The organism is Flavobacterium panici (assembly GCF_903819335.1).
Taxonomy (GTDB): Bacteria; Bacteroidota; Bacteroidia; order Flavobacteriales; family Flavobacteriaceae; genus Flavobacterium; species Flavobacterium panici.
The window spans coordinates 90,812-115,007 of record NZ_CAIJDE010000043.1; the positions used below are offsets into that span (position 1 = coordinate 90,812).

Consider the following 24,196-nt stretch of genomic DNA (forward strand, 5'->3'; position numbering starts at 1 on the left):
TTGATAATCAGATTTATTAAGTATTTTTTTTAGGAAGATGTTTAGTAATTAACTACTTCTGTAATGATGATTCCCGAATTATTAATTCTGTTTTTAAAATCACTTTATGACTTGTTTCGGTTACATCTTTTTTCTTTAAAAGAGGCAGCATCACTTCCATTAATTTTGTACTTATTTCTAGTAAAGGCTGGGAAACTGATGTAATGGCAGGATCGTAAATCTTGAACATATCATTATCATCAAAAGCAATAATCCCTAAATCCTTAATTAATCTTGGATTGTTTTCTTTCAAAACCTCAAGTCCGCTTTGTGCAAGATAATTGGTGGCAAAAAACATAGCGTCTAAATCAGCATGCTGGTCTATAAACTCCTTAATATACTCCTTCCCTTTTCCTTTGATAATTTCATTAAACGGAATTTGAAGTGTATTGGGTTTTAAACCGTTTTCTTGTGCCGCTCTTTCATATCCAACCAAACGTCCGTGCATCTGGCTTTGATCTGAAGCTGTAGTAACAAATCCGATATTTTTAAATTTATTCTGAATCAAATGCTGCGTTGCATCAAAAGAAGCCTGCTCATTATCAATAACAACACTATTACAATCTAATCCTTCAAAAAATCTGTCCAGTAAAATAACCGGAATATTATCTTTAATTAAATTTTCGATTGTGTCTTTTATTCCCGGAGACGGTACAATAATGAATCCGTCAACCTGACGAAAATTGAATAATGTGATTAATTCATTTGATTTTTCATCATCGTTCTCGTTACTGCAAAAAATAACTTTATATCCTTTTTCGTAAGCGATGTCTTCAAAAATTCGGGCCAGTTTTGAGAAGAAGTTATTCGAAATATCTTCAACCATAAAAACAAGCAGTTTCGACTTTCCTGTTCTAAGGCTTTGTGCAATTTGATTAGGTCTGTAATTTATAAGTTTTGCATAATCTAAAACCTTTTTTGTAAGCTCCTTAGAGATGTGCTTTTCTTTTGCTTTTCCATTTAGCACAAAAGATACAGTTGTAACAGATATTTTCAGCTCTTCTGCGATATTCCTAATAGAAACAGGTTTTTTTTTCATGTGTGAATTATTTTTACTTTAAAACCTATAATTTTTCGTCAAATATAGTAAAGTTTATTGTTTCCTAAATAGCAGGAACTTAAATTAGTGTGATACAAATACTTATAAAAAACAGAACTTTCAAAATACATTTTCAGACTTCTCAATTGCTTACTGCCAGATTAAAAAAGCGGAAGTTCTTCTTTTATTTTTTCCCAAAACGACTCATTAAAAAGATAACTCGAACCCAAAATACTCGTCTGCTCCGTATTATCAACAATGCTGACTACTAATTCTATGTTTTTGTTTTTTAGGTTTTCTTCAAAAGGAGCTAAAAACAAACGATGTGATTTTGCAATATTTCCTCCAATAACCAGTAACCCGGCATTAAAGTCAACAATATAAGGTGCTAAAAATTCGGTCAAATTAAAAGCAAAATTCCTGAAGATTTTTACTGCGTGTTCATTTTCAATATCTGCTATTTCCTTCACGCCGTCTGTTAGCTTTTCGCCTGTACTTTGTTCATATTGATTTAAAAACCATCTGGTTGAAAAACAATTGTCTGCAAGATCTCCATTATACTTTTTATCCCAAAGACAACCATTATCAGGCACATTATCGCCTTGTGTTATGGGCAGTTTATTATCTAAAAAAGCGGCTCCAAAACCTGTTCCTAAAGTTATAGCGATAACCTTTTTATTTTCTGGTTCCTGTTCTTGTTTCAAAACTCCTCCAACTCCAAAACAGCTGGCATCATTGAGAAATCTAAAACTTACATTTTGCGTTTTTAAATACTTTAAAAGTTCGTCCGGCACAGAAACATTATATAATGACTCATACTTATCATTTCCTTCAAACATCGCAATTCCCGTTTGATACTGAAAAGGCCCAGGCATAGAAAAAGCTATTCCTATTTTTTCATCAGCATCAAATCCCGGGGTATTGTGAACTACATTGATGGTATGATTAATTATTTCTGCCCATTTTTCTAAAATAACTTCTTTGGAAGCTTTGCTGTTTACCGCTCCGCTGAAATACGTGCCGTCAATTATTGTAAAAACATTGCTTTGTATTGCTGCACTGCTTATATGACTTCCTCCAATATCTACTCCTATTATTATTGACATTTATTCATTATTTTTTAGTAGTTATTTTTAATACTAATTAGACTTGTTAACTAAAGTTTTTTTGTACTGATGTAAGGTTCAAACCTAAAAGGAAAGAATTACAAAATCCAATACTTTATTATCAAAAAGCAATACTATTTACCTCGTACATCAGAATTTTATCTCACAGCTATTCCGAAATATATACTTTGGGTTAAAACATTAAAAAGTGATTATACGCATTTTGTCACCGGACAGAAAAAACAACATACTCCACTCTCATTACACTAAAGCAGTAATATTTTAACTATAAAAACTAGTTATCATTAAACAAATAACATTATAACTAGTTTCTAAATAAATAAGTTAACAGTTGGGACAAATATACTAAAACGTTTTAGTATACAAAACAATTCTTCTTTTATTTTACTTTTTGCGGCAATCATTACAAAAAAAATCTTTTGATCTATATATGAGCCTCCAAATTGACAGCAAACTGAAATGCATTCTCAGAAGTCAGACAAAGTTTAACACTGGACTACTTAACAAACCAAAACTGGTCCAAAATGCTCCCTTTGTGCCTTCTTAATTTTGATGTGCCAAAATAAAAAAGCATAAAAATTTCCTAACTATTTTAAAAATCAATAAATGAAAAATTCAAACGGAATACCACAATTGTTTCTTCGTATCGCATTAGGATTAGGTTTTATTTTACCAGTCATGGACAGAATTGGATTAATGGGACTGCCCGGCTCAGGGAAAGTAGCCTGGGGTGACTGGGATCATTTTATAGATTATACTAACACTCTTATTCCTTTTGCCAGCAGATCCGTCGCTAATATATTTGGACTTACGGCTACTATTGCAGAAGTTATTATAGGAATCTGCCTGATTGCAGGGCTTAAGATAAAACTAGCCGCTATTGGCGCTGCTCTTATAACAGCAACTTTTGCTGTGTTCATGATTTTCGCATCAGGAATTGGTGCTCCGTTTCAATATCCGGTATTTGTTTTTACAGGAGGCGCATTACTGCTTTCAACAATAGACAATTTTAAATGGAGTCTTGATAGTTATATAAATAAACCAAATTAATTAATGAGTTTTCAGTCGCAGTTTTCAGTCACAGTAAATACTGAAAACTGAAAACCGCGACTGCGAACTAATAAAAAACTATTTATCTAAAACCGGCTGTTGATGCGTTGTAATAGCGATTCTGTTCCAGGCATTTATGGTAATTATGGCCATAATTGTTTGAGAAAGCGTAACCTCATCCATGAGTTTAGCTATAGTATTATAAGTCTGTTCAGAAACACCTTTGTTGATAAAAGTCATTTCTTCGGCAAGTGCTAATACTGCTTTTTCAAGCTCAGTAAAAAAAGAAGTTTCTCTCCATGCGTTTAAAGCATAAATTCTCTGTTCTGTTTCTCCCATTTTTCTGGCATCTTTTGTATGCATATTGATACAGAATGCACAGCCGTTAATCTGTGATACTCTAATTTTAATCAGCTCTTTTAATGAAGCATCCAGATTTGATTTTTCAAGATATTTTTCAAACCCAAACATTACTTCATAAGCCTGAGGCTGCACTTCACTAATAACTACTCTTTTACTCATTTTTTTATGTATTTAAATTATTAATGATGCAAAATTGGTTATAGCAGCGTTCTAAAAAATTAAAGTACTTTAAGAAATAAATTTTAGACAAAAAATACCTTTGTCGAGGAAATATCTTAAGCCAACCAAATAACATTCAGCATTATGAATCCGCACGAATTACTATTCAATCATATTAAAAGATTTACAACCTTGAGTCCAGATCAGGAACAGTTATTGGTTTCGAAATTAAAATACCGCAAAGTAAACCGTAAAGATTTTTTGCTAAAAGAATATGAAGTCTGTTCGTGTTATTATTTTGTAACCAAAGGATGTCTGCGGTTTTATCGAAATACAGAAAATGGATTTGAGCAAGTATTACAATTTGCTATTCCGGGATGGTGGCTAAGCGATTTCCAGAGTTTTGAAACCCAAAAGCCATCAGAATATTTTATACAAGCAGTCCAGAATACAGAAATGCTGATCTTGCATCAATCAGATTATCAGGAATTGTTTAGTGAAGTTCCTGAACTGAATACTTATTTTAGATTAATGATGCAGAAAGCATATACTGCGTCCTTAAAGAAAATGGAACTCATTCTTTGTGAATCTGCAGAAGAAAGATATTTACAGTTTATAAACTCTTTTCCTGATTTTGTACAGATTGTTCCGCAATATATGCTTGCATCATTTTTAGGTTTTACACCACAGTTTATGAGTATGCTGCGGGCAAAAAAAGAATTATGACAAATGTCTTTTGATAAGCGTTTTTATTCTTGCATTTGAATTATTTTTTGCCAATTCAAATGCTTCCGTTCCAAAAGCTTCACCGTCAACACTTACTTCCTGAATATCGGTTACACCAATAATATTAAATACCGTTCTCAAATAATCCGACTGGAAGTTCATGTGCTCATTATAACCTCCTTTTTCATATCCCTGCGCACCTCTTGAAAGAAGCAGAAACAAAGATTTATTTTTTAATAGTCCGATGTATGGATTACGCTGGTCTTCATGATTCACTTCCCAAGTTTCATTTACTCTCAAAACCTGATCTATATAGGCTTTTAATGAACTCGGAACAGACCAGTTGTACATTGGCGAACCTAAAACAATAACATCGGCATCTTTCAATTCCTTTATAAGTTCTGCGCTGAATCTTAGTGTTTCAATTTCTTCAGGAGTTCTGGCAGATTCATGTTTGAATGCACCGGCGATCCATTTTTCGTTTACATGCGGAATATTACTTTTGCCTAAATCCCTGAATTGTATGATCGATTCCGGATTATGTTCTTTGTAATATTCAACAAAAACATCCGTAAGCCTTCTGCTGTGGGATCTTTCCTCGCGTGGGCTTGCGTTAATTACTAGTATTTTTTTCATATGATAATTTTATTGCAAATCTAGCCTCTCGGCTTATTTTAAAAGTTAATCTAGTTGAAGAAGCGACTAAACATTTCTTCGGTTTAATTTGATTATTCTTTCATCATTTTAGCAAAGTGGTGACAAGCCAAAAAATATCCTTTGCTTAAGTAAAGTCTGTGAGCAGGATGCAAAGCAAAACCGCTGTCTAAGTGTACAGATTTTATACCTCTCTGTATTGCTAGCTGATCTACATAATCTAAAAGTTTTCCCGCATAGCCGCGTCCGCGATATTCAGGAAGTGTAAAAAGATCATCAATATAAATCATCTTTCCGGTTCTTAGCATATTTATAACTCTAAAGCCTACAAAGGCTGCGGCTTTAGTTCCGTCGTCTGATGGAATGCAGGCCAATTCAAAACCTCCGCTGGTAATCATTTCAGTAACCTGCTCTACCACATTTTCTGATTCTAAATTGGTTCTGAATTCTAAAATTGCCTCTTTAGCTAATTCTATTTCTGCTGTTGTCTGAACATTTAGTATATCCATAATTTCATTTTATTTATTAATAACACAAAATTAGATGCCATAGAAACGCCGTGCAGAGACCAGATTATAATAATAAGCTAGTCCAAGACGAAAATAAAACAGAATTATAAAATTTAGGATTACAGGTTTTGAGTAACTGTTTTGATAATATGGACCGCTTCAGTAAGTTCCTGCTCATTTAAGGAAGCAAAACCAAACCTGAAAGCATTAAAATGCGCATCTTTTCCAATACAATAGGTACTGCCTTTTATGGTAAGACCTTTGAGATCGGCCTTTTTAATAATTTTTGATAAATCATATTGAGGTTTTACTCTCAGCCATAAAGCCATTCCGCCTGTGGGTTTTGTAAAATCAATCATATCGCCCATTTCTGAACTTACCAAATCAGATAGAAAATCACATCTTTGAGAATATAATTTATTTGTTTTTTGAATATGTCGCGCCAGATCGCCATTAGCAATCATTCCCGAAATCGTTTCTTCCATTATAAAATCTCCTCTCAAATCAATAAGAGTTCTCAATCTTGCAGCAGCTTGTAAAAAATCAGCAGTCGCAATTATATAACCCAGACGAAAAGGCGAACCCAGAACTTTGGTAAGCGAGCCTATATAAATTATTCTGCCGCCATGATCACCGCTGGCCAAAGGCAGATAAGGGTCATATTTGAACTGAAAGTCATAATCGTAATCATCTTCGATAACCGCAAAATTATAAGCAGTAATAAGTTTCATCAAATGATTTCTTCTTTCCACACTCATTGTAACCGTTGTTGGATGATGGTGATGCGGAATGATGTAAAGCATTTTGATGACATTTTTTTTCAGAATATCTTCCAGTTTTTCTGTACACATTCCGTCGCTATCCATTGGTACACGGATAAGTTCGGCGCCCAGTTTCTCAAAAAGCGCCTCCGCTATAAAATAAGTCGGTTCGCTGACTACAACCTTGTCACCGGGCTTTATAATAAGCGATGCTGCGATATAAATAGCCATTTGAGCCCCGCGTGTTGTAAATAAGTTCTCTTCTCCCATATCAATTCCGCGCGTCTGATTAAGAAACGAACGCAGCGAAGTCTTGAAATTTGAAGAACCGCCGTCTAAATTTACTCCTGAGCGTTTGCTCGTTGCAGAAGATTCTAAAGTCTTCTTAAACTGCCTTGATATCGCCTGAACAGGAAGCAGCGAAATATCCGGAAAACCGTCATTAATCTCTAAACGGTTGTTATTTAAAGAGCGAGATAAAGGCATTACAAGTTCAAAATGATCAAAATCAAAAGTTGCTGTTTCTGCAAATGGGCTTACTCTTTTACTGTTATAAGATCTCGGCCTAAACATTGGCAGATCTGGTGATACTGTGTAGCTTTTACGGGGTAAATTATCAATCCAGTTTTCAGACACAAGGGTTTCGTAAGCCGCCACAATCGTTTTTCTGTGAAGCTGCAAATCAAAAGCAAGCGTTCTGGTACTTGGAAGTACAGCGCCTGGAGGAAGTTTTCCTTCCTGAATTAAGGAAATAAGCTGTAATGAAATCTGTCTGTAAACCGGCAGACTGTCTTTTTTATCAATAATTATAAGGTTTTTATAAGGAAGCATAGGAAAGTTTTGAAGTCTGTTTATTAATCAATTACAGCCATTCAAATATAACAAAACTGGACTACTAATGAAACATTTTCTGGTCTATGATTCCAATTTTAATGACATCCTGTTTTTTATTCTGTTTTAGGAAATTTTGCAGCCGTAACTTTTGGGATAACCACTACAAAATCAAATCCATTTATAATTCTTGACAGCGTAACATCAATTACTATTATTTCTTTATTCTCTAATGCATTTCGCAAAGGCTGCATATCAACACAAAACCATTGATTACCTTCAACAGCACTAAATATTGGTTTTAAAACTTTTACATTGTTGCTATTTTCATTTATTGGCTGTTCTGGAAATCCTTTAAATGGCGAACCTATAGCTCCTGATTTCCCAACAATTAAAATGTGCAACGAATTTTTATATTGGCTATCAGCAATATTACCAACCAAGCTACCTATGTCATAAATTTTCAAATAGCTTTCGCCTTTTGGTAATGTCCGGTCACAGGAAGTGCAGCGGAACCTGCTGACACTTATTTAGTTGAGAATCGATTAAATATTAATACCGAAATTATACTAAATCAGGGAAGCTTTTTAGGAAGACCCAGTAAAATGAAAATAATAGTAAAAGGAACTAATGTTGAAGAAAGTGAAATTTATGTGGAAGGCGATGTTTGCAAAATAGCAGTTGGAGAATTGTTTCAATTTGAGATATAATTTACTGAACCTGAGGATCAACTGATCAGATTTTAAATCTTAGAAAAGTCAACAATAGGATATTTTCTTATTTATTGCATTTTTAAAAAATATTAATAAACTGATAATCATTCGATTTTTTTTTAAGATGTACAAAAAGAAGATTGAAGGGTTGCATTTTTAACACATATTTTAGCAAAAACACTAAAACATCTGTAATTCAGCAATTTACGCAATAAAAAATAAGTTTTTTTTGAATAAAACTGAATTTATTTTCTAATTTTGCGCCACAATAATCTTTGACAATCAAGCCATTAAAAAATGACAAAATTTAGTAAAACAGTTTTAACTGATACCTTATTACTATCATCACTTTACACTTATGCTGATGAAGAAAAAGGAGACTACATTTTGATGATCGATACCGGAAACGGAAAAGTGGAAAGCTTTATTCTAGATGGTGCTGAAAACGCATCTTTTACTATATGTGATGAAAATCACAATTTAATTTACTCCGGAGAACCTGAAATAAACAAATTTGAAATATCAAAAACAATTAGTTTACAAGGTTATCCATCTGGAATTTATTTCTTAGAGATAATAGAAAATGGAAAAGTTGCAAAACACCAGATTAAAGTTACAGCTAAAAAAGAGAAAACACTACAATTAGACGAAAGTGTAAATCAAATTCCTGCTTTTAGCCTATAAATCCCCTTTTTTGTCCCAACAAAATCTTCTAAACAGCTTTTTGAGCTGTTTTTTTGTTTTTGTCTAATTCCTAATTACTCATTTTCGGCTTTGCTGATCATTTCTAAAACATTATCAATAACTAAAAGGGCTTTTAGTCTGGTTCCGCAGCTCAGATAAATCCAGGTTCCTAGAGATTCATCTGCGGTAAACATGCAGGTAATTTGGGAAATATTAACGGTGTACTGGGTTAAATCATCGGTTCTGAATTGGATTGTTTTCATTTGTAGATAATGTTTAGAAACATTAAAGTTATCTGATGTAATCCGTTTATCTTCAAAATTTCAATTATAATATTATTATAATTGTTTCAACGAATTATTAATAACTACGAGGAAAAAACTTATCAGTGCAGGTTATTAATATGCTAATTATGAAGGAAATGTAAATTTATTTCTACTTGTAAGATTTAGATTCTTTTTATCGATTTGAAATAGTATTAAATGAAAAAAACAAGCACGATTACCAACGTTTTAAAACGCAAAAAACCTCGCCAGCTGGCGAGGTTTTTTCTTTTTTATGCTTTGTCGATGCTCGTTGCGGGCACGGAAAAAATTTCCGCGCTATCGTTTCGCATATCCGAGCGATCGGGGGTTTGAAATTATAGAAATATAAATAAATCTAAGTTCTAAAATTATAAATAAAACAAAAATAAGAATTGAAACATTTTCTAAAAATGATAATATATTTGAATTAAAAATCTCTGGTTTAGAAAATATATCGCACAACCTAGACCTTTGGTACTCCAACTCAATATTAGATGCAACGGTTAATAAGCAATACACTATTTGAATAATTGACATAATTAAATAGTTCTTAATTAAATGAAATTTTCTAAATCTAAAAAGTAAAAAATTTAAAATTATTGATACGAATAAAAAAATATCAAAAAACATTATATAATCATTATAAAACGAATCTGAAGTTGCAATTACTAGTGCAATGGTTGCAACGTTTAAACAAAAAGAAACTTTTTTCATAATTAAAAATTAATTTTTCATTATTGGTTTTTGCATTTTAAATGTTTGTCGGATTCTCTCCACCCATTCCATACCCATGTTTCCTGGGCAATATCTAGATGGAATAGCTTCTTGGTGACCTCCATAGTACTGTATTCCATATGTAGTATTTAAATACTGTGTTAAATTCACTAAAGATTGAATCATTTCAGTTGAAGCTTCTCCGTCACCAGTAACTTTTTCAATTGCTTTAAAAAGTATGTTTAATCCCCTGTCTTGAGAATCTAAATCAGCTAATAAAACTATACCAATATTTCCTGTATTTCCACCTTTAACATGTGAACCTTTAATATTAAGAGGCCTTCCTTCATAAATATTTCCTTTTCCGTCTATTGCAAAATGATAAGGGATATCAGCATATCCACCATTTTGTTCTTTTAATTGTAATTCTTGAATCGTCAGCGCATTATCTTCATTCCCTGAATGATGTACTGTTATTGTATTGTAGTAAACTGACAAATTACCTTTTATTTGTTCATATTCCCTACCTTTTGTTATTGGCTTTTTCGCTCCCCATTCTTCTCTTGAAATTATTTTTGGGTCACCCTCTTTCTGAGAACCGTTAGTATTCATTCCATAACCAGCCATAGCTTCTCCGAAAGATACTACACTTCCATTATCAGTGTAAACACCTGTATTACCTTTGTAATGCTCTTCCCAATTATAGGTTGCAAGCATTCCATCTGGGTCAACAAAGATTACAGGATTATTGTATGCATAATTATAGGGTGACCACCTTCTTGAGACTTCAGCAAGGGGGTCAATGTTCATCCAGCGACCAAGTGCAGGGTCATAATTTCTTGCTCCATAGTCGTACATATTAAGTCCCAGCTCGTCTTGCAATTCTTTCGCATTATACTTGAACTTATTACTTGTAGCCACATAATCATTATACCCTTTATGTTTTAAACCAAAAGGATAATAATTATTCTCATCAATAATTTCAAGAACCTGAGTTGTTGGGTTTTTACCATAGCTTACACGGATGTTTCCTAAATGGTCTTTATATTGAAACACATAAGAATACACTCCACTTGTATTTTTTACATAACCCTCAGCAGTTGGAAAAAATTCCAGAACCGTATTTTTATATTGAAAACCATCCAAATAATTGGTTGTTGTGGCAATGCTATTTTCCGTTACAATTTTTTCGAGTTTTTCTCCCGTTGCATTGTAAATGTACTCAATTGTATTTCCTGTTCCAAATGTTATTTTCTTTGGCAGATTAAGGTGGTTGTAAGCAATTGCGCTAATGTTTTTATTTTTATCGGTAAACATATTCCCATTGGCATCATAAGTATAATCATCCCCGGTTTTATTAAAATCATTAAATCCACTGGTATTATTGCTGTTGTCAACTACTTTAGCCAGCTGGTTTGTATTGGTTGTATAAGTATAGGCCAGATTATCGATTTCTATAGGCTGTACCTGAGGGTCAGTATCTCCTTTGCGTATCAGGGACATGATATTTCCGTTTTTATCGTAGGTCAAACTCTCATTGTACGCATTGGTCGTTACGCCGCTTTTTTCGTAAATCGCATTCTTTAATCGGTTTAAATTATCGTATTGGTAGCCGTAAGCGCGTTCTGTATTGTCGGCACCTGTTTTCCATAATGTCTCTGATATGTTTCCATTATAAAGTCCATTTACGCCAGAAATCCCTGCCTGAGTGGTATTGTAATTAATTTTAAAAGCAAAAAGATCTTTCGCATCAGTTCCCTGCTGTAAATTTGCCGTTTTATTAATCTCGGTAAGCCAGCCTCTTACATTATAATTAAAATCTACTTTCTGCAAAGGCGCGGCAGTAGTATTACCAACATTTTTACTCATTAACTGTCCCAAAGCGTCATAGGTATTAGCCGCCATAAGCTGGACTGTTCCTGCCGTACCTATTTTGTGGGTTTGTGTGAGCAGACGATCTTGTGGAGAATAGGTAAATTTATCTTCCGTATTTATTACCGCTCCACCACTCAATCGTTGGTGCGCTGTTTGAGTTGTCAGCGTTTTTCCTATAAAATCAATTTCATTATCGGTATGACTTACACCCGTTAAATGATTTTTTACATAAGTACTTATTGGCCTTGCTTTACTATCATAAAAAGTAGTGGTTGTTTCTCCTGCAATAGATGCTACGGTACTTAGAGCACGAGTCCAGCTGCCTGTTTGCAATCCTTTTGTATTTACTAAAACAGTCTGTCCAATAATAGTAGTTGGGGCCGTTTGAGCACCCGTAAATGTATAATCATCATAATATGTAACGGCTAAGAGTTTAAAACTCGTTGGCGCAATCGTATTTTTATAATTCGTAGCAATACCATCAATGGTAGTCGCTGCTTTGTCTTCGTACAAAGTTGTTGCTGTGTTTTGGTTTCCCTGCAGGGTAAACCTTGCCGTAGAACTTACCGTCTGACTGTTCCAACCTGTATAAATAGGTCTGCCAAAAACATCGTATTTGGTAATAATCCAACCCACAGAGGCATCGTCTTTAAAAGGCGAAAACGCAGGACCTGTTGCTACTGGTCTGTCCAGCTTGTCATACACAATAAATTCCCACTGTTTTCCAGGAAGTTTTTTCTCTACTAAACGGTTTCGGTAATCGTATTTGTATTGATAGCAAAATCCATTTAAAACATCGACTGTAATTGTTGCTCCATCTACTTTTGGAGGAATTACATATGTTAAGTTTCCATAAATATCATATACATAATAAGTATCATGTTTTGCACCTGCATCATAGGTTCTTTTTAAAACAACCTGTCCTTCCTTGTTTTTAAACTCTACTGTTGATCCTGCAGTTTCTGTTGGAGTTGCCGTAGTATTTTCATCGTAGGTTACAACTTTGTAAAGTTCGTTTGCTGCATAATTTCCCGCATCTGAAAATGCAATCTCATATAAGCCTAAACTTGCTGTCCATGTTGTCGTTGCTTTATACAATTTTACTTCTGTCGCTGTATTAGTCTGATAATCCAGTTTAATCTCGTGACTGCTGCCCATTGCCCAGGAAGTTCCCGGCGCAGCTTGTTTAGTTACCCTGTTTAAAGGTGAAGATTCTAAGTTTTTTTGCGAAAACGGATTAGCTGTGTTTTCATATTTAGCTGTATTATAAAAACTTGCAGTATTCGTTTCTGCATTAGGTTCAAATGCCATATTAACGGATGAAGCTTCATAAGGAAGAAATTCTCTTATTTGTCTTCCAAAATTATCATAACTTATATTTGTGATAATATCTTTTGATAACGAAGATTGTTTATTGGCAATTTGCTGGATTGGTCTTCCTAAACCGTCAAAATAAGTTATACTTTGAACTGCCTCATCTAAGGCAGGAAACTCAATAACATCTGCAAATGGTTTTTTATATGTTTTGGTAATGATGTAATTTCTATCTGATGACGGAGCTACAAGAAGTGAACAGTCTGCATTCGTGCCTTTAATAGTAGGACAGTTATCTGAATTATTTCGTACATAATTACCCGCTGGAGCCGTACATTGTGTTACGAAACTTGCCGGATCACCAAATCCATCCAAATCGTTATCTGCATACCATTTTGTATTAGGATTTAAAGTTGCATCTGCATCATTACAATCAGTACTGTTAGTAACATATCCAGCTGGTTTTACACTATAAAGAACCGAAATCGCAGCATTTCCGAAAGTATCGTTATCAGCATCTCTGTAAAAAGTTGATGGAGCAATATTGGTAATATTAACAGTTGTATCATTATAATCAGACGAGTTTCGAACATAACCTGCTGGTTGAGTACATTGTTTTAATGTTGGAGTTGTAGCTCCGTAACCATCGCCGTCTGCATCACGATACCAGGTTGTATTAGGATTTAGTGTTGCATCTGCATCATTACAATCTGTATTATTTCTTACATACCCTGTTGGCTGAGTACAGCTTTGGATAGTTGTAGCCGAAGTACCGAATCCATCAGCATCAACATCTCGATACCAAACTGTATTAGGATTTATTGTAGCATCATTGTCATTACAATCTAGTGGATTTGCAACATAACCATTAGGTTTAGTCTGACTGAATACATAGTCGTTTGGGTCTCCAAAACCATCTTTATCAAAATCACGATTCCACTGGTAACCTGTAGGATCTTCTCCACCCGGATCGACAACGGCAGCAGCTTTTGCACTATTGGAAGAATTAGATTTTACTTGTGAATAACCTACAAAAGCAAATATTTGGAATAATAGTATAAATAGTATTTTTTTTCTCATTTTAAGGCTTTGATTAGTTTTGATAATGGTATAGGTTTTCTGAAATAACTTTACCACCATTATCTTTTACAACTTTAAGTCTGTTGAACTTATCATATAAATAAGTTGTTATACTTCCTTTTGGGTCTGTTATGGTACTTACTCCTATAAGCGGCAAATATGTAATTGTCGTTACCATTTTATTTGGCAAAGCATTGCGTAATGATGTCAATGCAGTAATTAAATTAGCCTCTGTTCCTGTATTTGACAAGTTTTGCAAATTAGCCACATAAGATGAAACCTCGCTGTATGTCGCATTTTCTATTTTTGCAATAGGCTGGGTTTTATTATATCCCCAAATAACAGCAACCGGAATACCACTTTCGGGAGTGTATTGTATTATATTACCTTTATCATCATATTGATCAAAAGTGACTTTTTTCTCCAGATTTTTATCTGTTAAAACTGTTGGGAATGCATTTGGAAATTTACCTGCATAAATAGATTTTGGCAGTAATAAATTACTTGTTGCAGTACTTTTGTCATAAACGGTCAACTGTTCTGACAACTTGGTTGATGCTCCATTATAAGTTTGTGTATCCAGAGGAACTCCAATAATATTAGCTGTGATTAACTCGGTTACAAACGGTTTGTTTGCCATTTCAGGATCTTTTGCATAAAAATATTTAGTTATCATATCTTCTGCTTTTGAATTTTTAATACTCTGCGATGTAAGTTGTAAGTGATTTGGATTTCCATAATTAAAATCAGTCGTAGTTGTTACCGGATTTAATCCGTTAAGATCATACTGCTTTTCAACTGTTTGTTTTAAATAATACCATTGGGAGCGAAGAGAATATTCATTTAGAGTATAATTAGCCCAATTTAGCTGAAGCCCACAGAAAGTAGCAGTAGCATCACCAATTCTCGCAAAAGCCTGTGTGCTCATAAAAGCATTATATCCTGTTACTGATATATCTTTTGAAAGATCATGATAATAAGTATTTGTAGTTTCTTTTACTACTGTTAATGCCTTATTAAAAACTTTATGAGATAATAATTTTCCTGATCCAAAACCATTTGTGAACGGTGTTGTTTTATCCATTGCTCCTAATGTAGGCAAAGGAAAACCGTCCTGAATTATCTCATACTTAAATTCTTCCCCTCCATTTTCAAAATTATCCCCATAACTTTTGGTTACATATCCATAACCAAATTGAGCATTTTGTGCAGAATATAATCTAGCCAGATTTGAACTTCCCACAGAATATAATGTACGTTGTGGCGGATATTCACATAAATTACTCCTCTCAATATTTTTCACATATGCAATCGGTGCCTGATTGATATAGCTCCCACTCTGGCAGGTAGCACAATTATAAGGCCTGTAATAATATCTTTCTTTTTCTATTATTCCATTTACATTATTATTTTTAGAAATAGATTTTATCCTCTGACCACCAATTTCTTTATCAATCTCCTGATATGTTATAGGCTGGCTGTAGTAATCAAAAAAAACACCTCCAAACATGCAGGGTCTAATCAAAGATATGCTAATTGAATAATCCTTATTTGCTTCCAGAGTAAAAGTGTCTTCAGTAACACTTTGAGTTTTATAAAAAGTATAGGAATTTCCTATTAAGGAAGGAGTATCCTGATTTGATCCGCTTTTATAAAACGGAACAGGAAGATTAGTAGATAAATCAGTTATTACTACTTCAGCCCGAAGAGGCCAAGGATTTTCTGCCTCCGTACATTGATCTACATTGTTTACTACACTACCATTTATCCTGATTTTTTGCTGCATAGAGGAATGAATAGTACTTGTAGCTGAATTGTTAAATTGCTCATTAATGGTAGAAACGCTTAAACTAAATTGGTTTTTTACAGCATTTACCGGAACATTTATCTTCCCTAAAACATGAGGTTCATACTCTATAGTTGTTGATCCTTTTGTGGGGTATATTATTTTTTTTAACAGACCATAATATCCAAAATTACCATCTGGTCGTCTGTCTGCTAATTTTCCACCTGGAATAGCCTGAAGCACAGAATTAAAAACAGAAATTTCATCAGAAATTAAACTTGTGTTATTTTTTCCGTTGAAAACGCCGTAGTTATCTTGTGCAAAACTAAATCTTGCCGGAAGTCTATCGGGAAAATAATATTCAAACTGATGTGTTATTGGTTCGCTTTCTGTACTAAACTCATTAACTTGTTTAAGAAAAAACCTTTTTTTAAAATATTCAAAGGATTGATTATAACTATTCGAAAATGTAGTACCTGAATATTGATCGTAATCAAATTTTATTTTTTTTATTACTGTGCCCGGAATTGTAGTATAAATTACTTCATCTATTTTTGATAATGGAAAATCAGGATCTGTAAATCGTTTTGAATATACAAAAGACACTTTGCTGTTAACTGTGGTAATTTCTTTCAAAAGAGATTCATTCAAACGTGAAGTACTCTGATAATTATATAATCCTGAAGTTAATCTAACTCCTGCAAATCCATAAACATATTCTAAACTTTGTTCATTACTTGATACATATGTCACCACTCTGGAATCATACGTAAATGTTATTACACTACTTGTAAATGGGTCTTCAATTTTAGTTAAATACCATGAAGTTTTAACAGTTTCTCCCGGTGGTGAGTTTTCAACAAAAATTCTTCTTGTAGAACTGCTTTCAATTGCGTTTGTTCCTCCAAAATAGTATTTGATTCCTTTCGTATCAGTTATAGTTATTTCAGGAGTAGATGTTGGAACAAATCCCAAATCGATAAAGCCTGATGTAATTTCAATTTTTAATCCTGAAGGTTCTATCTCCACAGGATTATTATTATCTAAAAAAAACTTACCAGATATACCATTCACATTATAACTAAAAATATCTGGCTGTGTATCAACCTGAGAACCCAATGATGCCTGATTTAAAAAAGTTTCCATCTCATTCGAATCTATTGCAGCATTAGGTTTTTGCATTCTGCCATTATAATTATCGGGATAATCAAAAACTTGTCTCGTTACAACACCTCCTGCATTCAATGCCCATCCCATACCAACATTTGATTCATATTGATCTACTTTAATTCCATCTGATGAATATGATAATGAAACAGGAAGTGATAAACTATTTGATTTTAACTCCAGTAAAGGAATCGAGATATTTGCATTACCAGTAAATTGATTTAGAGGCACTTGTCCATACGCCCCTAAACTGGCACTATTTGGTGGCGGTGGTACTATATTTGGAAAATATGAACTTGGTTTTTCGCCTTGTGCATTAATTTTTATCGAAACAAAAAAAATAACCAAAAAGTATAAAAATTTAATTAAACTTTTTAGATTTGGTTTATCTATTATAATACTCATTTTAAATTATTTAACCGTTTTAATTATTTTCACAGACTCTGTCTTCACATCTGTCTGAATTTTTACTATGTATATTCCCTCAGCATAACCGTTTAAATTCACAGGGACTGTTCTGCTTGATATTTTAAAATGCTGTAAATTTCTACCGAGAATATCAACAACTGTTGCAGTACCTTCCTTGAAATCATAACCAATAATTACATTCGTATAATCAACTGCAGGATTAGGAATTGCTTCAATGCTGGCTTTAACTTTCTCAATCTTGGTTTTGTCTTTTAGTTTAACAACCCAAAAATCATTACTGCCAATATTCGAATTTTTATCTTTAGATGAAGTTGAGTTTGAAGTTCCTGCCATTAAATAACCTCCATCACGGGTTTCAACTAGTTTTCTTAGAATATCTTCGCCGTTACTGCCTACCGTTTTGCTCCACAATTCTTCTCCTTTATTATCTATTTTTAGTGCGATATAATCGTTTATACCATCTTTTTCCTTTCCTACACCTGCCTTTTTTGCCAAATCTCCAATTACAGATTGTCTGGTTTCTGTTTTTGCATGACCGCCAATTAAATAGGTATGATCGTTATTCTCCACCAGCGATGTTAGAATATCTACTTTACCAAAATCGAAAGTCTTACTCCACAAAACGTCTCCTTGATGATTGATTCTTAATACCCAAAAATCTGTTCCGTTACCTACAATGCCTCCTAATGGAGTTAGGGCATTGGTGCTGTTAGAATTTCCACCGGCAATGTAACCGCCGTCTGCAGTCTGATGAATTATATAAGGCTGGTCATCGCCTTCTGCTCCGTATGCTTTCTGCCATTGAATTGCTCCTGAATCATTTAACTTTACGATCCAGTAATCTCCGGAACCATTATTTGCTTCGGTTTTGTCTCCAGATATTGGAGAAGTTGAGTATCCAGCTAAAATATATCCATTATCAGCGGTTTGTTCCATGCTACGTAATAAATCGGCATACTCTCCTCCGTATGTTTTCTGCCATTCGATAACGCCATGTCTGTCCAGTTTTACGATCCAGTAATCCATATTACCACGGCTTTTTTCAGATTTACTATATAAATCTGTTTTAGCTGAAGCAGTAATTTTTGGATCTATTGTATTATTTGAAATTGAAGATGGACTGGAACTGGATGAACCTCCTAAAACATAACCTCCATCTTTAGTCTGAAAAGCGCATAAAAGTTCATCCTGGCCATTTCCTCCAATGGTTCTCTGCCATTGTTCAGTACCTGAAGCATCGAGTTTTATAACCCAAAAATCACTAAGTCCTTTAGATTCTTCTTTTTTCTGAAAACTATTTCCTGAACTTGAGGTTCCTGCCAGTATAAATCCGCCGTCGTTTGTGTTTTTAATGCTTTGAAGAAGATCAAAACCATTTCCTCCAATGCTTTTCTGCCACTCAAGTTCACCTTTTTCGCTCATTTTCCAGATCCAGTAATCCAGATCTCCATGATTGTCCTCTGTTTTATTTCCGGTTTTATCAGACACAGAACTTCCTGCTAATATAAAACCGTAATCTGCTGTTGGTTGTGCATCAAAAAGATAATCTGCATGTATACCTCCATACGATTTTTCCCAAAGAATATCCTGAGAAAAAATTAAAAGCGGTAAAAGTGTAAAGACTAATAAGTAAAGTTTTTTCATAAGCAATTTTAATTTCGGCGCAAATCTAGAAAATGTTATGATTAAATCTTTATAGGATTCCTAATATTTTAATAAAAATCAGTTATTATTTACGGAAAAATAAGCTTTATATTACAAAAAAAAGCCCAACTTAACAATCGAGCTTTATTTGTAAAATAAAACTAAACATCATTCCATATTACACTCCGCAAGCCAATCATAAATTTCCGTTTGCGCGCGTCTTGGTTCATCCGCAGTCAGAACCTCTAATTCATTATTTCCTTCATTATTTATGGTTCTTCTTTTTGTATTATCTTCAAGCTGTAACTGAATAATTGTATTAATTTCTTCAATATGTTTTTCATCATACAACGGAAAAGCAACTTCAATTCTTCTGTTTAAATTTCGGCTTAACATATCGGCTGATGATAAATAGATTTTTTCCTCTCCATTATTTGCAAATTTGTAAATTCTGGAATGTTCTAAAAACATATCTACAATCCTATAGATTTTTATGTTCTCGGTTGCATATTTTATTCCCGGCAATAAGGTGAAAATGCCGCGGACAATTAATGTTACTTCAACACCTGCCCTGCTTGCTTCAATAAGTTTGTCAATAATATCTTTTTCATCGACTCCGTTTACTTTTAAAAATACCGCCGCTTCTCTTCCGGCTTTTTTATTTTCTATTTCGGTATCTATCAATTCTATTAACTTCTCTTTCATATTAAAGCCTGCGGCCAGAATATGTTTTGGTGCGCCTGCTTTTTTCTTGGTTTTTAAAAATGCAAAGACTTTTTTTAGATCATCTGTATATTTTTTTTCAGAGGTAAAAAATCCAAAATCAGAATAAATATTGGCTGTACTTTCATTAAAATTTCCGGTCGATAAATAATTATAGTATTTTTTATTTCCGTATTTGTCTTTCATGGTTACCATTGCCACTTTAGCGTGAACCTTTAAATTCGGCATACTTTGAATGATTTTTATTCCGGCATTTTTCATTTCTCGGGACCAGAATAAATTATTGTATTCATCAAAACGTGCTTTTACTTCTACAAAAACAGTTACTTTTTTTCCGTTTTTAGCAGCGCTTATCAAAGCATTTGCAATTAACGACTGCGATGAAATTCGGTATAAAGTAATTTTTATCTCCAGAACGTTTCTGTTAATTGCCGCCTGATTAAAAAACTGAAGTACATAATAATATGATTGATACGGAAAATGCAATAATTGATTTTGTTTATCAATAATTTCAAAAACCGACTTTTTGCTTTCAAAAGGCAAATGTTTGATACCCGGATAATTTGCTCCCTGAAGATTGGGTTTTACTGGATTTGGAAACTTGAATAAATCATAAAAATTATGATGGCTTCCTCCTTTTATCATTTCATCTTTTTTAAGGCGGAATGTTTTTTTGCATACCGAAATTGTTTCAGCATCCATATTAGAATCATACAGAAATCTTGTCGACGAACCTCGTTTTCGTTCTTCGATTTTCGCTTCAATTTTCGCTATTAAATCTCCTGAATTTTCATCTTCTATTAAATAATTTTCATCCCGATTTAATTTTATAGCATTACAGGAAACCACTTTTCCGGAAGGAAAAATAAGCGATAAACAATTCTTTATAATAGTATCTATCGAAATAATATAATGCATATCGCCCTGACTTTGCAATTGTTTAAATCGGTCCAGTTTATCCGAAGGAATATTCAAATAAGCATAATTAAAATTACCCGAAGTATCTTTTAACTTGACCAAAAAGTATAAACTCCGATTGTTTAAGAAATACGTTTTAGGCTGATTTATTGAAATATAAATAACCTGGATATAAGAGAGAATGATACTTTTAAAATAATATTCAATTTCCTGCAAATGCTCTTCGGCAAGCTCTTGATTTTCATAATAAACAATATTATTCGCAGCTAATTCTGGCAGTATTGATTTCTTCCAAATTGCCCCGAATTTGTTTTGCTGGAGATTTACTTCGGCTAAAATTTTATTGAGTAATTCTGTGTTCTTTTTTGAATTTTTAGTCAGCAGTTTTCTGATTTTAACCCTGAAAAATTCATCTAAATTAGAAGAATGAATGGCTAAAAATTTAATTCTTTCATATAACAAATTATTGGAGTCTTCGGCTTCATCCAAAATACAATTATTGAAAGAGAGCCACGAAATTTCTGAAGGTATAAGATGGTTTTGCACGTAAAAAAATTGGTTTATACTTTATTGATACTTGTAAATTTCAGGATTAATTATTTTAAAATGTAAATACAAAAGGGCTGTTAACCATAATTTAATTTATTGGTAACATAACTTAATCAGCATTATATCATTGTTATAGCTTATATCGAAATCTCATTATTACGTTGGTATATGCTAAATACCGTCTTCTTTTTTATTGACTTCAAAAACAATAAATAATCTTAATCCTATTAACTTTTTGTTAACCGTATTATAATACTGCCTCGATAGTACGATTTCTCTTTTAAGGTACTTACAAGTAGTAAGAATTATAATTCAAAAACAATCCGTTCTATCGACAAAATTTCCAGAAAACAAAGCTGATTACTTTTTATTTCTCAGTTGGTTATTGCTATCAAATAATTTATAAAAATCATTGAATTTAAATATGTTATAAACCATTAAAACTAGAATTATGAAAAAACAGAATCCAAAAAAGGTATTAAGTAGAGCCTTAATTATTATGCTGTCGGCCATTACATTCTCATGTCAGGATACGACATTAGAAGAAAGCGAAAATTCTGCTGTAGCAAAAGAGCAGCAAAATTTCAAAAAAATGAGCATCTCAGCAAGTTCTAATTTGGCAAGAAGATGGGCTCCAATTCATTACAAAGATGTAGACGCAACAGGAACTTATGCCGAAGGAGGAAAATCAGATTATCTTACTGCCATTAACTACGACAACGACTGGAATGCCGAAAACAACTGGAACAATCTTCCTGCTTATGCCAACTCTTTAGCGGCACATTGCTACTATTCAGTGGTAGAATCAAATACACATTGGTTTATACTTATGCTTTTTTCTCTCCACGCGATTGGACAGATAATCCGTTTTTATACAATTTAGATCAGCATGAAAATGATTTAGAAGGTGTATTAATGATTGTAGAAAAAGATGGTTCAACTTATGGTTCTTTAAAAGGAGCGGTTACAGTTAGTCATTCAGACTTTTTCTCTTATGTACCATCTGGAAGTTCTTTTGTAAGCGGATTGGAAAGTGTTGACGGAACATTACAAATGAGAGATTATAACGGAGAATTGCACCCTATTACTGCGCAAGATTCTAAAGGACACAGCCTTAAAGCGTGGCCGCAGCACGATATTGATGGAGACGGAATTATCTACTATCCTTCGACAAGTGGAACTGCACAAATACCATCCGATAATTATGACACTTACGTGGAATACAAACTTGTTGATATTTTTGAAACCGGAGGATTATGGGATCAAAGATTTAATACTGAATTGTTTTCTAGCCCGGGCGGAGGATTTAAAGGAAATGATTTTAAAACTGGCGGTGCTAATGCTCCGTGGGCGTGGAATGACGGAAATGATGGTATCGTACAAGGCGGAGAATTTGCAACAGATCCTGCAAAATTAGCCGATAATTATTTTGATGGCGTAGGCAATTTGTCACGTACCTATACTGATAATAAATACAATAGTTCTGCCGGAGGCGTTGTTACAGTTTACCAAAATTGCAGCTATACAGGTTATGCAGTTGCTTTGCCTGCGGGTGATTATACATTGGCTCAGCTAAAATCATATGGTATTGTAAATGATGATTTATCGTCTGTTCGTTTAGATAATGGATACAAAATTACATTCTACCAAAACGATAATTTTGGAGGAGAATCTGTTGTAGTAACAGGAAACAATAGCTGTTTAGGAGGCTTTAATGATAAAGCTAGCTCTATAAAAATCAGCGCAATATAAATTGACTTTTTAATTTAAATATGCAGACAAGAAGCTTAATTGTTTTTCTTGTCTGCATATCTTTTTTTGTTTTTATCCAAATCCCTAATTTCCATTAAAATGGCATAAATTATAGTAATTTAATTCCTTAAAAACGGTTTAATTACAAGGAGAAAAATCTTCTTATAAATCATTTTTTATTAATTTTACGTATCAACATTTAATGAATTTACATGGAAATGAATGATTTGGAATTAGTTTCCATTAAAGAGGTTTGCATTACAAAAGTGAACGGATTTGAAAGTACATCTATATTAGACATTCTTTCTGTAGAAGAACCGCTTGAAATAAGAATTTCTTACGGCCCTGAAGCCGAAAAAACACACAAAAATATCTCGGTAACAATGCGTACGCCAGGCAATGATTTTGATCTTGCCATTGGTTTTTTATTTACCGAAGGCATTATAACTTCTTATCAGGACGTTAAAAAAGTTTATCACACCAATACAGATTGTTCCTTTCAAAAGAAAAATATTGTTCAGGTAGATTTAGCTGAAGATTTCATTCCGCATTTGATGTCGTCAGACCGGAATTTTTATACCACGTCCAGCTGCGGCGTTTGTGGAAAAAGTTCTATACAATCTATCAAAACGGTCAGTACTTTTAATCCATTAGACAATCCAAAACTAAATATCGCTGCGCAAGTACTTTATCAATTATCAAACAAATTAAAAGCAGCTCAAAGCAGTTTTGCCGTTACTGGCGGTATTCATGCGTCGGGACTTTTTACTATTGAAGGCGATTTAGTTTTTTTACAGGAAGATGTTGGACGTCATAATGCATTGGATAAACTAATTGGCAGTGCTTTTGCAAATAATTTACTTCCTTTAAATAAACATATATTACTCCTTAGCGGAAGAGCTAGTTTTGAGTTAATTCAAAAAGCGGCTATGGCAGGAATATCAGTAGTAGTTGCCATTGGTGCTCCGTCGAGTCTTGCTGTAGAATTGGCTAGAGAATTTAATATTACCCTTTTGGGTTTTCTTAAAGAAGATAGATTCAATATCTATAATTCCAGTGATCAGGTTGTAATCAACTTCTAATAAAAATTAAAACAACAGTTATCCCGTTGGGTGTAATGCATAAAAAACAATAATTAAACACATAGAGACATAGATTTTATGTTTTTGAAAAAGTCAATTAAAAAGAAACTCGTTTCTCACACATAGTCCCGATAGCTATCGGGATTTGTTAATGCAAGTGAAACGCCTTTCTTGAGTTCAATAATTCTATGTTTCTATGTGTT

At 33.4% G+C, this 24,196-nt stretch carries 18 protein-coding genes; 6 read left to right on the forward strand and 12 right to left on the reverse strand.

The window, feature by feature from the left end; translation table 11 throughout:
* Nucleotides 1-52: 52 nt before the first annotated feature.
* Together FLAPXU55_RS11650 and FLAPXU55_RS11655 are read right to left on the reverse strand one after the other, a co-directional pair.
* Nucleotides 53-1,078 (reverse strand): LacI family DNA-binding transcriptional regulator, encoded by a 1,026-nt coding sequence (locus FLAPXU55_RS11650; protein WP_053470462.1) that lies wholly within the window; start codon nucleotides 1,076-1,078, stop codon nucleotides 53-55.
* Nucleotides 1,079-1,239: 161 nt separating this feature from the next.
* On the reverse strand, nucleotides 1,240-2,184 hold the full coding sequence (locus tag FLAPXU55_RS11655; RefSeq protein ID WP_180857798.1) for an ROK family protein: 945 nt from the start codon (nucleotides 2,182-2,184) through the stop codon (nucleotides 1,240-1,242).
* 627 nt (nucleotides 2,185-2,811) lie between these two features.
* On the opposite strand from FLAPXU55_RS11655, the gene FLAPXU55_RS11660 reads away from it, so the two are divergent.
* Nucleotides 2,812-3,255: a DoxX family protein gene (locus FLAPXU55_RS11660; protein WP_180857799.1), complete on the forward strand. Its 444-nt coding sequence runs from the start codon at nucleotides 2,812-2,814 to the stop codon at nucleotides 3,253-3,255.
* Between the two features lie 78 nt (nucleotides 3,256-3,333).
* Here FLAPXU55_RS11660 and FLAPXU55_RS11665 read toward each other — a convergent pair whose 3' ends face one another.
* Nucleotides 3,334-3,777, reverse strand: a complete 444-nt coding sequence (locus FLAPXU55_RS11665; protein ID WP_180857800.1) for a carboxymuconolactone decarboxylase family protein — start codon at nucleotides 3,775-3,777, stop codon at nucleotides 3,334-3,336.
* A gap of 144 nt (nucleotides 3,778-3,921) precedes the next feature.
* Between FLAPXU55_RS11665 and FLAPXU55_RS11670 the strand changes: the two genes are divergently transcribed.
* On the forward strand, nucleotides 3,922-4,503 hold the full coding sequence (locus FLAPXU55_RS11670; protein ID WP_180857801.1) for a Crp/Fnr family transcriptional regulator: 582 nt from the start codon (nucleotides 3,922-3,924) through the stop codon (nucleotides 4,501-4,503).
* Here the strand turns inward: FLAPXU55_RS11670 and FLAPXU55_RS11675 are convergent.
* The 4 genes from FLAPXU55_RS11675 to FLAPXU55_RS11690 all read right to left on the reverse strand — a co-directional run bounded on the left by FLAPXU55_RS11675 (nucleotide 4,498) and on the right by FLAPXU55_RS11690 (nucleotide 7,725).
* Nucleotides 4,498-5,139 (reverse strand): FMN-dependent NADH-azoreductase, encoded by a 642-nt coding sequence (locus FLAPXU55_RS11675; protein WP_180857802.1) that lies wholly within the window; start codon nucleotides 5,137-5,139, stop codon nucleotides 4,498-4,500. The two genes, FLAPXU55_RS11670 and FLAPXU55_RS11675, sit on opposite strands and share 6 nt — an antisense overlap.
* Nucleotides 5,140-5,231: 92 nt before the next feature.
* On the reverse strand, nucleotides 5,232-5,666 hold the full coding sequence (locus FLAPXU55_RS11680) for a GNAT family N-acetyltransferase (RefSeq protein WP_180857803.1): 435 nt from the start codon (nucleotides 5,664-5,666) through the stop codon (nucleotides 5,232-5,234).
* Between the two features lie 119 nt (nucleotides 5,667-5,785).
* The gene (locus tag FLAPXU55_RS11685; protein WP_180857804.1) at nucleotides 5,786-7,258 is read right to left on the reverse strand and encodes an aminotransferase-like domain-containing protein; all 1,473 of its coding nucleotides are present in this window, start codon (nucleotides 7,256-7,258) and stop codon (nucleotides 5,786-5,788) included.
* Nucleotides 7,259-7,374: 116 nt separating this feature from the next.
* The gene (locus tag FLAPXU55_RS11690) at nucleotides 7,375-7,725 is read right to left on the reverse strand and encodes a hypothetical protein (RefSeq protein WP_180857805.1); all 351 of its coding nucleotides are present in this window, start codon (nucleotides 7,723-7,725) and stop codon (nucleotides 7,375-7,377) included.
* 543 nt (nucleotides 7,726-8,268) lie between these two features.
* On the opposite strand from FLAPXU55_RS11690, the gene FLAPXU55_RS11700 reads away from it, so the two are divergent.
* A complete protein-coding gene (locus FLAPXU55_RS11700; protein WP_180857806.1) occupies nucleotides 8,269-8,655 on the forward strand; it encodes a secretion protein in 387 nt (128 codons plus the stop codon).
* Nucleotides 8,656-8,729: 74 nt separating this feature from the next.
* On the opposite strand, the gene FLAPXU55_RS11705 is transcribed toward FLAPXU55_RS11700, so the two are convergent.
* The 5 genes from FLAPXU55_RS11705 to ppk1 form a co-directional block, all read right to left on the reverse strand.
* Nucleotides 8,730-8,918 carry a hypothetical protein gene (locus FLAPXU55_RS11705; protein WP_180857807.1) on the reverse strand — a complete coding sequence of 63 codons (189 nt, stop codon included), beginning with the start codon at nucleotides 8,916-8,918 and terminating at the stop codon, nucleotides 8,730-8,732.
* A gap of 765 nt (nucleotides 8,919-9,683) precedes the next feature.
* Nucleotides 9,684-13,943, reverse strand: a complete 4,260-nt coding sequence (locus FLAPXU55_RS11710) for a DUF6443 domain-containing protein (RefSeq protein WP_235992034.1) — start codon at nucleotides 13,941-13,943, stop codon at nucleotides 9,684-9,686.
* A 13-nt stretch (nucleotides 13,944-13,956) separates the two neighbouring features.
* Nucleotides 13,957-17,301: a hypothetical protein gene (locus tag FLAPXU55_RS11715; protein ID WP_180857809.1), complete on the reverse strand. Its 3,345-nt coding sequence runs from the start codon at nucleotides 17,299-17,301 to the stop codon at nucleotides 13,957-13,959.
* A 6-nt stretch (nucleotides 17,302-17,307) separates the two neighbouring features.
* Entirely contained in the window at nucleotides 17,308-18,969 is a 1,662-nt protein-coding gene (locus FLAPXU55_RS11720; protein ID WP_180857810.1) for a T9SS type A sorting domain-containing protein, read from the reverse strand.
* Nucleotides 18,970-19,137: 168 nt separating this feature from the next.
* On the reverse strand, nucleotides 19,138-21,156 hold the full coding sequence (gene ppk1 / locus FLAPXU55_RS11725) for a polyphosphate kinase 1 (protein WP_180857811.1): 2,019 nt from the start codon (nucleotides 21,154-21,156) through the stop codon (nucleotides 19,138-19,140).
* 454 nt (nucleotides 21,157-21,610) lie between these two features.
* On the opposite strand from ppk1, the gene FLAPXU55_RS24010 reads away from it, so the two are divergent.
* The 3 genes from FLAPXU55_RS24010 to fdhD all read left to right on the forward strand — a co-directional run bounded on the left by FLAPXU55_RS24010 (nucleotide 21,611) and on the right by fdhD (nucleotide 23,993).
* Nucleotides 21,611-22,042 (forward strand): hypothetical protein, encoded by a 432-nt coding sequence (locus FLAPXU55_RS24010; protein WP_219637257.1) that lies wholly within the window; start codon nucleotides 21,611-21,613, stop codon nucleotides 22,040-22,042.
* Nucleotides 21,976-22,911 (forward strand): hypothetical protein, encoded by a 936-nt coding sequence (locus FLAPXU55_RS11730; RefSeq protein ID WP_219637258.1) that lies wholly within the window; start codon nucleotides 21,976-21,978, stop codon nucleotides 22,909-22,911. The genes FLAPXU55_RS24010 and FLAPXU55_RS11730 overlap by 67 nt, the downstream gene beginning before the upstream one ends.
* A gap of 212 nt (nucleotides 22,912-23,123) precedes the next feature.
* On the forward strand, nucleotides 23,124-23,993 hold the full coding sequence (fdhD, locus tag FLAPXU55_RS11735; protein WP_180857812.1) for a formate dehydrogenase accessory sulfurtransferase FdhD: 870 nt from the start codon (nucleotides 23,124-23,126) through the stop codon (nucleotides 23,991-23,993).
* Nucleotides 23,994-24,196 lie beyond the last annotated feature (203 nt).

Coding starts and splice junctions, on each gene's coding strand:
- FLAPXU55_RS11650 (WP_053470462.1), bottom strand. CDS start 1,078: ATGAAAAAAAAACCTGTTTCTATTAGGAATATCGCAGAAGAGCTGAAA.
- FLAPXU55_RS11655 (WP_180857798.1), bottom strand. CDS start 2,184: ATGTCAATAATAATAGGAGTAGATATTGGAGGAAGTCATATAAGCAGT.
- FLAPXU55_RS11660 (WP_180857799.1), top strand. CDS start 2,812: ATGAAAAATTCAAACGGAATACCACAATTGTTTCTTCGTATCGCATTA.
- FLAPXU55_RS11665 (WP_180857800.1), bottom strand. CDS start 3,777: ATGAGTAAAAGAGTAGTTATTAGTGAAGTGCAGCCTCAGGCTTATGAA.
- FLAPXU55_RS11670 (WP_180857801.1), top strand. CDS start 3,922: ATGAATCCGCACGAATTACTATTCAATCATATTAAAAGATTTACAACC.
- FLAPXU55_RS11675 (WP_180857802.1), bottom strand. CDS start 5,139: ATGAAAAAAATACTAGTAATTAACGCAAGCCCACGCGAGGAAAGATCC.
- FLAPXU55_RS11680 (WP_180857803.1), bottom strand. CDS start 5,666: ATGGATATACTAAATGTTCAGACAACAGCAGAAATAGAATTAGCTAAA.
- FLAPXU55_RS11685 (WP_180857804.1), bottom strand. CDS start 7,258: ATGCTTCCTTATAAAAACCTTATAATTATTGATAAAAAAGACAGTCTG.
- FLAPXU55_RS11700 (WP_180857806.1), top strand. CDS start 8,269: ATGACAAAATTTAGTAAAACAGTTTTAACTGATACCTTATTACTATCA.
- FLAPXU55_RS11705 (WP_180857807.1), bottom strand. CDS start 8,918: ATGAAAACAATCCAATTCAGAACCGATGATTTAACCCAGTACACCGTT.
- FLAPXU55_RS11710 (WP_235992034.1), bottom strand. CDS start 13,943: ATGAGAAAAAAAATACTATTTATACTATTATTCCAAATATTTGCTTTT.
- FLAPXU55_RS11715 (WP_180857809.1), bottom strand. CDS start 17,301: ATGAGTATTATAATAGATAAACCAAATCTAAAAAGTTTAATTAAATTT.
- FLAPXU55_RS11720 (WP_180857810.1), bottom strand. CDS start 18,969: ATGAAAAAACTTTACTTATTAGTCTTTACACTTTTACCGCTTTTAATT.
- FLAPXU55_RS24010 (WP_219637257.1), top strand. CDS start 21,611: ATGAAAAAACAGAATCCAAAAAAGGTATTAAGTAGAGCCTTAATTATT.
- fdhD (WP_180857812.1), top strand. CDS start 23,124: ATGGAAATGAATGATTTGGAATTAGTTTCCATTAAAGAGGTTTGCATT.